This window comes from Marivita sp., assembly GCF_017643905.1.
GTDB lineage: Bacteria > Pseudomonadota > Alphaproteobacteria > Rhodobacterales > Rhodobacteraceae > Marivita.
Genome location: NZ_JAEPMO010000022.1, coordinates 25,156 through 36,486, shown reverse-complemented (window position 1 = coordinate 36,486; position 11,331 = coordinate 25,156). Strand labels below are relative to the sequence as shown.

Sequence of the window (11,331 nt, the reverse complement as noted above, 5' to 3'; positions counted from 1 at the left end):
GGTTTCGGCCCCAGTGCCAGCAGTGGTCGGGATAGTGATCAGCGTCGGAAAGGTGTGGCCCCGCGCCATGGCCGGCACCGGTTGTTCGTACTCGAAGGACCAGAGATCAAGATCGTTGCCGGCCGTCAGGCATATCGCCTTGCCACCATCCATGGCACTGCCGCCACCGATCGCGATGATCGCATCATGGCCGCCCGCAAGGAAAGCCGCCCGGCCCGCCCCGATCTCGCCGTCCACCGGGTTGGGGGAAATATTCGAGAAAAGGGCCGCCTTTAGCCCTGCATCTTGAAGCAGGGTCTGCAACCGCCCGATGAAGGGCAAGTCACGGCTGCCGTGATCCGTGACGATCAAAGGATTGCGGAGGCCGAGGCCAAAGCAGCGCTCCCCGATTTCGGCCAGCCGACCAGGCCCATAAGCAATCGGCACCGGAAAACCCCAATCATGCGCGGCCAACATCGTCGGGTCGTCACTGGTGGGTGCGATGGTCTCGGCAATGGTCATGATGCTGCTTTCTATCTTGCGTCAAATGGCATGGAGGCCCGGCGCGCGGGGATCTGACGGTCAATGCCCCGGACGATGTGCTTTTCCTTGTCGAAGAAAGGCAGATCGACAATCTGGCCTTCATGCGTTTCGCCATTTGGCAAAGAGAAACGCATAGTGCGTCCGATCCAGTCGTCGGGTGCGAAAAAGCGGGCGTAGCCCACACCACAGCCGAGCGTAGGTGAAGGAACCCCTGCCGTAATGCGTCCGACGGTACGATCCGCATCAAGGATTACGCTCCCTGCAGCCGGAACTGCGGTCTGGCAGGTGATCCCGAACAAGACGGGGCGACGGTCGCGGTCGACCAGCGCGCTCCGTCCGATGAAATCGCCCTTTTCCATGTCAACGAACGGCCCGAGCCCGGCCTCGAACGGGGTCATGGATGTATCGATGTCGGACAGGTTCCCAAGAATTCCACCCTCGATCCGGCGGATGGTCATCGCTCGGGCTGACGAAAACTCTAGACCGTGAGGTGCCCCACATGACATAAGGTGGTCCCAAAGGGCTAGGTGATCCGTCCTTTGGCCATCCGTGTAGATCTCGAACCCGAGTTCGTTGGTGAAACCCGTGCGCGAGACATAAAGTGTCTGCCCGCCCAGATCGAAAAAGCCCGACCGGAAATAGCCCATCGTATCATCGATGGCACCGCCGGATGCCGCCTTCATGATGTCGATTGAGGCCGGACCCTGAATCTGCAGGACCCTCGACTTCGGGTCAGAGATCGACACATCGAACCCGCCGCTATGGGCGATCAGCCAAGTCTCGAAGGGGCCGTCGGCTTGAACATACCAGAACCGGTCTTGCCCAAGACGGAACACGACGCCATCCATGAAGACACCACCTTGCGGCGTGCAAGCGATGGCATAATAGCCGCGACCTTCCCGCATCGTTGATACCCGGCGCGACAAAACCCGCTCAAGAAACGGCACCGCGTCCGGGCCGGCGATCTCGACAGGCTTTTCAGGAACGTCGAAGATCAGTGCCCGCTGGCGGAGGGCCCAATATTTCTCGATCACATCCTCTCCCAGATAGATGGGAAAGAAGCGGTCGGCATAGACGCCGCGGATCATCGCGGGATTTGCCGTCCGCGCAATGAATGGCGATTCCTCGAAACGGCGGGCACTGATCGTGACCACATTCTGCAGGTCGGAGGCTTCTTGTAGGCTGGCCAATTTATAGTCCTTTCTTTGGACAAACTAAGCGGATGAGGCAGGCCGCAGGATGACCGGCGGTTCATGCGCGGTAACTGGGGGGGCGGTCCCTTCAAAGCGCGCGATCTCGACAAGGCAAGAATGCGCAGTCGGTCCCTGACCAAGGCGTGACGTGCCCTTGTCGCGGGTTAGCACGTTTGGATTGCCATGCTTGCAAAGGCTGCCGGGTTTGCTTGGATTGGCCGGGTCGTACCAAGCGCCGGTACTCATCTGCACGACGCCGGCCCGGATGCTGTCGTCAATGCGGACCCCTGCCAGACAAGCTCCGCGATCATTCCAGACCCGGACAATATCCCCATTGGCAAGCCCTCGGGCAGCTGCATCGTGGGGATGGATGTGTATCGGCTCGCGTCCTGCGATCTTGGCCGCCCGGCTGTGGCTTCCGTGATCAAGCTGGCTGTGCAGCTTTGTCTCCGGCTGATTTGAGATCAGGTGCAGCGGGTGGCGTCCGTCGCCCTCCCCCAGCCACTCGTAAGGTTGCATCCAGGTCGGATGTCCGGGGCAGTCCTCGTAACCAAAACTTGCAACCGTTTCCGAGTAGATCTCGATCTTGCCACTCGGGGTGGCCAACGGATGCGCTGACGGGTCGGCGCGGAAGTCCCGCAGCATGATCGTTGGCTCGGCGGGCGGGTCGACCTTGAACCAGCCATCCTGGCGGAACTGTGCGTAATCAGGCATCTCGATCGCGACCGCCCGGGCGCGTTCCCGCGTTTCGTCATAGATCCAGCGTTGCCATTCTTCAGCGCTGCGGCCGTCGGTGAAGGCGTCTACGACACCCATTTCCTTGGCGATTCCGGCAAAGATATCGAAGTCATCGCGCGCCTGACCGTAGGGCTCGATCAGCTTGGACATGGCGATCATGAAAGGATCGCGTGGCGTCAGCGCGATGTCTTGTCGTTCCAGCGGGATCGTACAGGGCAGGACGATATCCGCGCGCTTCGCCAGTGCGTTCCAGCACCACTCGTTCACGATGATGGTTTCCGGCCGCGCCCAAGCCTGCATCATCCGGTTGAGGTCCTGATGATGATGGAACGGGTTGCCGCCCGCCCACCAGACCAGCCGGATATCGGGATAGGAATAGCGCGCGCCGTCAAAGTCGAATGGGGCACCGGGATGAAGCAGCATGTCGCTGATCCGCGCCACCGGAATAAAGCTCTCCATCATATTGCGGGCCTGCGGAAAGGCCGCGCCCGGCAATACCGTAAACTGGCCGCCAATGTGGTTGGTGGCACTGTAGCCAAATCCGAACCCGCCACCCGGAAGGCCGATCTGGCCCAACATGGCGGCAAGCGTTATGGCGGCCCAGAACGGCTGTTCGCCATGGTCCTGTCGGGTCAGGGACCAGCTGACGGAGATCATCGTGCGACCCGCCGCCATGCGCCGCGCAAGTTCGCGCAAGGTTTCCGCCGGGATCTCGCTGATCGCTGCCGCCCAGTCTGCGGTTTTCGGAACTCCATCCGTCTGCCCAAGCAGATAAGGCAGGAATCGCTCAAACCCGGTCGTGTAGCGATCAAGGAAGTCCCGGTCGCAAAGCCCTTCGATATGCAGAGTATGCGCCAGGGCCAGCATGATGGCGACATCCGTATTGGGAACGGGGGCGAGCCAGTCTCCGCCCAGGTCTTCCAGCAAGTCAGACCGGATCGGGCTGATGTTGACGAAACGTACCCCGGCCGCATGGGCGGCCAGCAAACCCTCGCGCTGTATATGCCGCCCCGTTCCGCCTTGGCAGATCTGTCCATTCTTCAGGGGGATGCCGCCGAAGCAAACCAGCAAATCCGTGCTGTCGCGGATCACGTCCCAACTGGTGCAGGTGTCAAGGAAGGCACGGTAGCTGCCCAGAACGTGCGGAATCATCGCTTCGGCCGCGGCAAAACTGTAGGTGTGCTTTGACCGCGTGTAGCCGCCAATGCAGTTCAGAAAGCGATGCAGCTGGCTTTGGGCATGGTGAAAGCGCCCTGCGCTGGCCCAGCCGTAGGAGCCGCCGAAGATGGCTTGGTTACCGAAAGCGCCCTTTACCCGCGCAAGTTCGTTTGCAACCAGCTGATTGGCCTCGTTCCAGCTTACCGCCACGAAGGGGTCGGTGCCGCGCCGGTCCGTGTGGCTGCCGGGGCCACCCTCAAGCCAGCTCGCCCGCACCATGGGGCTGTCGATCCGCGTCGGACCATCCTGCACGTCCAGAATGCCCCGCCCGATGGGAGAGGGATCGGCATCTGCCTCAAAGCCGTAAAGCTCCTGAACCTTTCCGTTCGACACGCGGGCCCGGTAGGTGCCCCAATGCGTGCTGGTCAGGGGCAATGTGTCTTTGTGGGTCATCTGAGCCCCAATCCAAAAGCTGCCTGACGCTTCCGGCTGCATCCGTTGGTCATGCGGTTGGCGATGACTGCCATGGCAAGGTTGGCGATCCGGCATTGGCCGACGACTCCGTCGGTCAGCTTGACCGGATCGGTCAGCACCAAACCCCTTTCCATGAAGAGTGCGGCCATCATACCAAAGACCCAAGCGCGCGTGCCGTATCGCGCAGAATGAATTTCTGGATCTTTCCGGTGGCGGTTTTCGGAAGCTCCTGGAACACCACAGATTTGGGTGTCTTGAACCCCGCGAGGTGGCTGCGGCAGAAGGCGATCACCTCTGCCTCGGTCGTCTTCGCGCCCTCGCGCAGTTCGACAAAAGCGCAAGGTGCCTCACCCCAGCGTTCATGAGGCCGGGCTACGACAGCGGCCGCCTTGATCGCCGGATGGCGGTACAGGACGGCCTCAACCTCGACCGACGAAACATTTTCGCCGCCTGAAATGATCACGTCCTTCAGCCGGTCACGGATCTGGATGTAGCCGTCTGGATGGACGACGGCAGCGTCGCCCGACCAGAACCAGCCATCACGGAAGGCAGCTTCGGTGGCGGTAGGGTCCTTGTAATAGCCCTTCATCACGGTATTGCCGCGAATGGCGATTTCGCCCTGCGTCAGACCATCGGGACGCACGTTTTGGCCGGTGTCGCGGTCGACCACGCGGATGCCTTCGACCATCGGAAAGGCCACGCCCTGCATCGCCTGCTTTGCGGCCTGTTCGGCGGGCGCAAGGTCTGACCAATCGTCCTGCCACAGGCATTGCGAGATATGACCGTAGGTTTCGGTCAGCCCATAGACCTGCATCACCTCCAGCCCAATTGCCGCCGCCTTTTCCAGCACGGAAGGCGGAGGTGGCGCGCCGGCGGTCATGACCTTGACCCTTGGCGAGAACGGCACGGCGGTGGGGCTTTCACACAGCATCTGCAATATGACCGGGGCCGCGCCCAGATGCGTTACGCCATGATCTTTCATGGCCTGCAACAAGGTCTCCGGCGCCATGTCGGCGGCAAAGATCATGTGCCCGCCAACAATGGCCATGGCCCAGGGGTGGTTCCAGCCGTTGCAGTGGAACATCGGTACCACCGACAGATAGGTCGGTCGCTGCGGCAAGGACCAACCGGCGACCGTGCCCAATGCCATCAGGTAGGCCCCGCGGTGGTGATAGATCACGCCCTTGGGCCTGCCCGACGTTCCCGACGTATAGTTCAGCGTGATCGCCTGTCCTTCATCCGCAGGCAGCGCCCACTCCATCGGAATTGCCGCCACGAGCGCGTCATAGCCGGTCTCGCCAAACCCCGCACCATGGCCAATGTCGATGATCGGCAGCGCCCGTCCCATCAGCGCGAAAGCCGCCCGCAACAGTGGCGCAAGTGTGGTGTCTGCCAGCACCAGACGGCAGTCTGAATGGTCAAGGATATAGGCGACGGTTTCTGGCTCCAGCCGTGTGTTGATCGTGTTCAGAACCGCCCCCGCCAAGGGCACGGCGTAGTGCAACTCGAACAGTTCCGGACAGTTCGGCGACAGGACAGACACTGTATCACCCAGCCCGATCCCGCGCGCGGCCAGCCCTGCCGCGACAGACCGAACGCGCAGCGCCACTTCGGCCCATGTGCGTGTCACACCACCGAACGTGCTTGCTGGAAGGTTCCCATAGACAATTGCGGCCCTTTGCAGAAAGGACAGCGGTGACAGGGCCACATGGTTTGCCTCGCCCCATTGCGGGGCATCGAAATGCGCGCGCATGGTCAGTTCGGCCCGTGCCAGTCGATCTGGCAGATCTCGGCGGAGCGGCCGTCGAAATCCCAGACCCGGCCATGGGCGCGAACCTTGCCCCTGTTGGCCATGGCAATTGTGATGTCGGGGCCCATCCAATATCCGGTATTGGTGACGATCACCTCTTTGTCCGGGTCAGGGCCGCCGATCGGCTCGACCTCGCCTTGGATGAATTTTCCGACCATCAGGCGGCGCTTGCGGCCCTCCGTCTCAAAGACGACTGGAGCGCGCTGTGCGCCCAGAAATTCGGATACCAGCATCGAGAACAGGCCTGTGGTGCCCCGCACCTTGCCCGAGAAGACATCGACCAGGCCGCCATACGCCTTTTCGGACGCCCTTTCGTCGATGTAGGCGGCCGCTTTCCAGTTGCCGCGCCCCATGTTGCCCGGAATATCCAGCATCATGCCGATGTTGAGGCCACCAAGGTTCTCGCCGTCGAAATGGCCCTCGTCGATGCGCACGCCCATCCAGGCCTGACAGTATCCTTCGGTCGGGGGATGCTTGCCAAGACTAACCACGCAGGGGCAGAATACCGTGCAGTTGCAGTTCAGGATCAGTTCACCTTTCAGACGCCACTCTGGCATGGTCGCGGACATCTTCATGCTCCCCATGAGAAAACAGAGACGACTTGCACCGCAGCGCCGATCATCAGCGCCACGCCAAGCGGTCGGGTCAGATAACGCCCGATTTCGGGCAGCTTTTCGAAAACCATGAACAGGGTGGCGGCCCCCATCCACATCAGGTTCATCGCGCCGCCGATGAGGCCAAGCAGCATCAAAAGCCAGCAGCAGCCCACGCACCAGACCCCAAGTCGCGCGCCCATGGCGAAGGCGGGCTCCAACCCCGGCGCCCAATGTTCCACGAAGAACATCAGAGGGTGGCGGCACTTTGATAGGCAGGCTTCTTTTGCGGTGCTGAACTGATAGGCCCCGGCTGCCGCCAGAAGCCCAACCGACACCCAGGGCGACAAGCTCTGCCCAGCCCCGGTCATCGCGCCCGCCTTGGCAAGCCCCAGTTGCAAGCCTGCCGCAAGGATGGAAAACACGAGCCATACCGCGCCATATCCCGACAAGCGCGACCATGCTGGCCCCATTGCTAGCCTGGGCTGCCCCCAACTCGCCAAAGACCCGCACGGCGGGCACAAAGGTCGGCAGCATCATTGCCGCCGACATCAAACCCCACATCGCGATCAGCGCCAAAGGATCGGCATTTTCAGCCGAGATGCACAAGGCGGCCCAGTATTCGGACGCCGTAAGGCCCGGTATGGGCGAGGCCGTCATCTGCATCAGGCCCGCCCATCCCATCAGGATGGCAGCATAAAGGCCCAGCCAGAACAGCCGGCGGCCAAAGGCTGCAGGCGGATTGGTCGACAGCAATGGGGGCTGGCCCTGCATCACAGGAACGCAATCTCAACGAGTTTGGTGGTTGTCAGCCCATTCGCACGGGCCAGCGTGACCTCAGTGCCCACAGGAACTGGGGCATCAATCAGGACAGCCTCGAAGAATGGGGACGGTCTGATACACGTGTTGGGTTGGAAGGAAAACACGTCTTGCTCCGCTGGTTTCATGGGTTTCAAGGCCGTTGTTGGTTTACGCCAAGGGACGCTTTTGTCGGGTGGTAAGCTCATGGCGTTCGGCCTGAACAGGGAACCGGCTTTTGCTTCATCACGCCTAAAAACTTACCAATGGTCAGTAATTTGTGTCAATGATTAAATTATGGCCTGAAGCGTAGGAGTCTTGCCCCTGACCGGGGTCTGATTGCCAAATCTGGGTTCGTGCTCCTCACCTATCGTCATGATGATCGGGACAGCCTCTTTCCCCCCTCATGTAACGCCAAGAGACGAGCCTATGGCATGCTTTGCCCATTGCTCAGCCGGAGGTGAGCGGTCGCGCGCCTTGCGCACGGGCACGGATGCAATTGGCTCTGGCCTAACTGACGATGACCGTCTCGGCACAGGAGGGATCTGTAGTGTTCAGGCCCAAGTATTTATTGACCATCGGTCATTTTTCTTACCACAGATAGAAAGAATACTTCCGCTTGAAAGAGCAGCCAGAACAAGGTTCCCGCGATGCAGTCGCCACTTGGACTAAGCGACGAGGTTCTGAATTTCCTCGACAAGGGGATCAGGTCCCGCGACAGATCAGCCGGGAACCTTCCCGGTTTGCGCGCAAAGGCGAAGTCCATTGCAATGGCCGAGGCTCAGCGCATCTGCCAGGCCCATGCCGTGACAATGGATGAGGCAATCCATGGCGGTGTGCGCTGTCTGGTGGTGCGTCCACGGAATTTGGCGGTGAACTGGCCCATCCTTTACGCCTTCGGCGGCGGAATGGTGGAAGGCAGCCCAGAGGAGGACCTGCCGGTCATTGCCCCACTTTCGGCCTTGACCGGCGCGCGTGTTATCGTGCCCGATTATCGGCTGGCCCCGGAACATCCCTGGCCGGCAGCCCTTGACGATGGTTTTGCCGTTTACCGCGAAATCGCCGGAAAGCCTTTTGCTGTCTGTGGGGAATCCGCCGGGGGCAACCTGTCGCTTGCCTGGATGCTCAAGGCCAAGGCCGAAGGTTTGCGCCTGCCGGGCGCTGCGGCTCTTTTGTCGCCGTGGTGCGATCTGAGAAACACAGGCGACAGCCTTACCTTCAACGACGGCCGTGACCCGACCCTGACGCGGGCCAATTCCGATCTGGCAGCGCGCTACTATGCTGGTGCAAACAAGATGGACCAGCCGCTGATCTCGCCGGTCTGCGGCGCGTTTGACCGCAGCTTCCCGCCTTTCCTGATCACCACGGGAACCCGCGACCTGTTGCTCAGCCAAGCCGTGCAGATGTCGCAAAGGCTGCGCGACTGCGGGGTGACGGTTGATCTGCAGGTCTGGGAAGGGCTTTGGCACGTCTTTGAGTGGTACGATGACCTGCCCGAAGCGCGGCAATCCATCGCCCGGATTGCTGACCATCTGACGCGGGGCATGGCTTGTGGCTGACTGTCAGCGCGAGATGGAATTTTCAAGAAAAGCGCGCGTCCCGAGCGCTATGCGCGCGACGTTCTCCATCTTTTCACGCGCTGCTTTGTGTTTTGCGAGGCTCTTTTCGTCCGTGGGCAAGAACTTCATCAACTCGTATTCAAGATCGCCGATCGACTGCGCCCCGTCGAGAGGTTCGACACGAGAGCCAACCCGCACCCAGATGCCGTCGATCAGCAAGTTGAGGTGGCGCGCAATGGTTCTTGCTTCTTCCCTTGGAACGAAGTGCTTTAATTCATGGGCAAAATTGCTGGCCACGCGGGCGTAGTTGGCGGTCTGCACGCGCTGGCTCTCACGGTTGTGGGGAACCTCTGCCATCAGCGATACCCATGCCTGACAGACGGCCTGATTAAAGATCGACTCGTGGAAATTCGCGATGATGACGGCCCAAAGCCGTTCATAGGGTGTCTCGGCGTGCCGGTAGAGTTCGACCAAAGACGTACTGAGCATGCCATTGGTGCGGCGGATCACGGCCTCAAGCAAAGAGCCCTTGTCCTTGAAATGGTGCAGCACGACGCCCTTGGATACGCCCGCGATTTCACCGACCTTCTCAAGCGTCGTGCCGCGCAGCCCATAGAGGACGACAGCCTCGAACGCCGCCATGGACAGTTCGGCGCGTCGGATCGTGCGGATCGACCTTGATCGCAATTTGAGGCACCCCTTCTAAGTTCGTGTCCAGGGATCGGAAATCCCGAGCAACACAACGACCTTGAACCAGAGTAATCAAATACTTACTGAAAGAAAAGAACCTGACTCTGCGCGAACCCCGGATGCCCTTCCTGTTATGCGGGACAGCCAGATGCCTGAATGACTGCAAGCATCAAGCTTGCGTTCATTGGCCCGCGCGCGCGGCGAGCAGGCGGTTCAACCAGTCCGGGTCCATTTCGGGCACGGAGGAGAGAAGAAGGTTTGTGTATTCCTCTTTTGGCTCGGCAAAGAGCGCGGCCTTGGGGCCGCGTTCGACCACGACGCCGCGCTGCATCACCACGACCTCGTCGGCGATGGATTTCACCGTAGCAAGGTCATGGGTGATGAACATGTAGGCCAAATTCAACTCGGCCTGCAGGCGGTCGAGCAGCTTCAGGATGCCCTCCTGCACGATCTGGTCGAGTGCGCTGGTTACTTCATCGCAGATGATCAGCTGCGGCTCGGCGGCCAGTGCCCGGGCAATGCCGATGCGCTGCTTCTGTCCGCCTGAAAGTTCGGACGGCAGGCGGTCGATGAACGTGTCCGGTTCCAGTTCGATCAGCGCCAGAAGATCGCGGATGCGGGAGTCCAGCGCCTTTCCCTTCAGCCCCAGATACATCTCGGCCGGTCGCCCGATCAGCTCGCGCAGGCGCAGCTTGGGGTTCAGCGCGGTGTCGGCCATCTGGTAGATCATCTGACACTGGCGCAGTTCCTCGCGGCTCCGGACCTTGAAGTTGGGGGGCAGCACCTTGCCGTTGAACAGCACCTCACCTTTGCGCGGCGGCAGAAGGCCAGTGATCACCCGCGCCGTCGTCGACTTGCCCGATCCGCTTTCGCCCACGACGGCCACGGTGCGGCGGTGATGGATGTCAAAGCTGACATCCTTCAGCACGTCAACCGCACCATAACCCGCCGTCACATTGCGCACCGAAACAACGGGCGTTCCCGTCGCTGGTGGCCGTTCGGCGCGCGCAAAGCTGCGCACGGCCCAGAGGCTTTTCGTATACGCCTCGCGTGGTGCCGCCAGCATGGAGCGGGTATCGGCCTCCTCTACCTCGTGGCCACGAAGCAAAACCTTGATCCGATCGGCCATTTGGGCAACCACGGCAAGGTCATGCGTGATGTAGATGGCAGCAGTACCGAACTGCCGGACGATATCGCGGATCGCGGCGAGAACCTCGATCTGGGTGGTGACGTCCAATGCGGTCGTCGGTTCGTCAAATATGATCAGGTCGGGCCGACACGCCATCGCCATCGCCGTCATCGCCCGCTGCAATTGCCCGCCTGACACCTGATGTGGATATCGGAAGCCGATCGCCTCGGGGTTCGGTAGGCGCATGCGGCGGTAAAGCTCGAACGCGTCCGCTTCGGCCTGCTCCCGTGGCATTACGCCATGGACGACAGGGCATTCGCAATATTGGTCGATCAACTTGTGCGCGGGGTTGAAACTAGCCGCCGCCGACTGTGCGACATAGGCGATGCGCTTGCCCCGCAGGCTTCGCCGCTGTGCCTCGGGGGCGGTGCGCAAGTTGATGCCGTCAAAATCGATGGAGCCGCCCGCTATACGGCAGCCGTCGCGGGCAAAGCCCATGGCGGCAAGGCCAAGTGTCGACTTGCCCGCCCCAGATTCACCGATCAGGCCAAGAACCTCGCCGCGGCGCAAACTCAGGTTTACGCCTTTGACGATCGGGTGCCACAGCTCGCCTGAGCGGCCTTCGATCCGCAGATCCGTAATGGTGAGGAGCGGGTCTTCTTCCATG

The 11,331-nt window shown here is 61.1% G+C and carries 11 protein-coding genes; 2 read left to right on the top strand and 9 right to left on the bottom strand.

Features of this window, described 5'->3' with window-relative positions:
- The 7 genes from JJ869_RS05355 to JJ869_RS05325 form a co-directional block, all read right to left on the bottom strand.
- Positions 1-501: iron-containing alcohol dehydrogenase (locus JJ869_RS05355; protein WP_292265089.1), on the bottom strand; the 501-nt coding region annotated here is incomplete at its 3' end.
- Between the two features lie 11 nt (positions 502-512).
- Complete coding sequence (locus tag JJ869_RS05350) at positions 513-1,712, bottom strand: aminomethyltransferase family protein (protein WP_292265087.1); 1,200 nt, start codon at positions 1,710-1,712, stop codon at positions 513-515.
- A gap of 24 nt (positions 1,713-1,736) precedes the next feature.
- Positions 1,737-4,064, bottom strand: coding sequence for a molybdopterin guanine dinucleotide-containing S/N-oxide reductase (locus JJ869_RS05345; RefSeq protein WP_292265085.1), 2,328 nt, complete (start codon positions 4,062-4,064; stop codon positions 1,737-1,739).
- Positions 4,061-4,237 (bottom strand): hypothetical protein, encoded by a 177-nt coding sequence (locus JJ869_RS05340; RefSeq protein WP_292265083.1) that lies wholly within the window; start codon positions 4,235-4,237, stop codon positions 4,061-4,063. Before JJ869_RS05340 ends, JJ869_RS05345 begins: the two co-directional genes overlap by 4 nt.
- A complete protein-coding gene (locus tag JJ869_RS05335) occupies positions 4,234-5,838 on the bottom strand; it encodes an AMP-binding protein (RefSeq protein WP_292265081.1) in 1,605 nt (534 codons plus the stop codon). Before JJ869_RS05335 ends, JJ869_RS05340 begins: the two co-directional genes overlap by 4 nt.
- Before the next feature lie 2 nt (positions 5,839-5,840).
- On the bottom strand, positions 5,841-6,479 hold the full coding sequence (locus tag JJ869_RS05330; protein WP_292265080.1) for a DUF1326 domain-containing protein: 639 nt from the start codon (positions 6,477-6,479) through the stop codon (positions 5,841-5,843).
- On the bottom strand, positions 6,467-6,940 hold the full coding sequence (locus JJ869_RS05325) for a DUF2182 domain-containing protein (RefSeq protein ID WP_292265079.1): 474 nt from the start codon (positions 6,938-6,940) through the stop codon (positions 6,467-6,469). The genes JJ869_RS05330 and JJ869_RS05325 overlap by 13 nt, the downstream gene beginning before the upstream one ends.
- 8 nt (positions 6,941-6,948) lie before the next feature.
- Between JJ869_RS05325 and JJ869_RS05320 the strand changes: the two genes are divergently transcribed.
- Positions 6,949-7,188, top strand: coding sequence for a hypothetical protein (locus tag JJ869_RS05320; RefSeq protein WP_292265077.1), 240 nt, complete (start codon positions 6,949-6,951; stop codon positions 7,186-7,188).
- A 748-nt stretch (positions 7,189-7,936) separates the two neighbouring features.
- Positions 7,937-8,845, top strand: a complete 909-nt coding sequence (locus JJ869_RS05315) for an alpha/beta hydrolase (protein WP_292265076.1) — start codon at positions 7,937-7,939, stop codon at positions 8,843-8,845.
- Between the two features lie 3 nt (positions 8,846-8,848).
- Here the strand turns inward: JJ869_RS05315 and betI are convergent, their stop codons facing one another.
- Positions 8,849-9,532: a transcriptional regulator BetI gene (gene betI, locus JJ869_RS05310; protein WP_292265075.1), complete on the bottom strand. Its 684-nt coding sequence runs from the start codon at positions 9,530-9,532 to the stop codon at positions 8,849-8,851.
- Between the two features lie 184 nt (positions 9,533-9,716).
- Positions 9,717-11,330 (bottom strand): ABC transporter ATP-binding protein, encoded by a 1,614-nt coding sequence (locus tag JJ869_RS05305; protein WP_292265073.1) that lies wholly within the window; start codon positions 11,328-11,330, stop codon positions 9,717-9,719.
- Between the last annotated feature and the right edge of the window lies 1 nt (position 11,331).

Coding starts and splice junctions, on each gene's coding strand:
- JJ869_RS05345 (WP_292265085.1), bottom strand. CDS start 4,064: ATGACCCACAAAGACACATTGCCCCTGACCAGCACGCATTGGGGCACC.
- JJ869_RS05340 (WP_292265083.1), bottom strand. CDS start 4,237: ATGATGGCCGCACTCTTCATGGAAAGGGGTTTGGTGCTGACCGATCCG.
- JJ869_RS05335 (WP_292265081.1), bottom strand. CDS start 5,838: ATGCGCGCGCATTTCGATGCCCCGCAATGGGGCGAGGCAAACCATGTG.
- JJ869_RS05330 (WP_292265080.1), bottom strand. CDS start 6,479: ATGGGGAGCATGAAGATGTCCGCGACCATGCCAGAGTGGCGTCTGAAA.
- JJ869_RS05320 (WP_292265077.1), top strand. CDS start 6,949: ATGCTGGCCCCATTGCTAGCCTGGGCTGCCCCCAACTCGCCAAAGACC.
- JJ869_RS05315 (WP_292265076.1), top strand. CDS start 7,937: ATGCAGTCGCCACTTGGACTAAGCGACGAGGTTCTGAATTTCCTCGAC.
- JJ869_RS05305 (WP_292265073.1), bottom strand. CDS start 11,330: ATGGAAGAAGACCCGCTCCTCACCATTACGGATCTGCGGATCGAAGGC.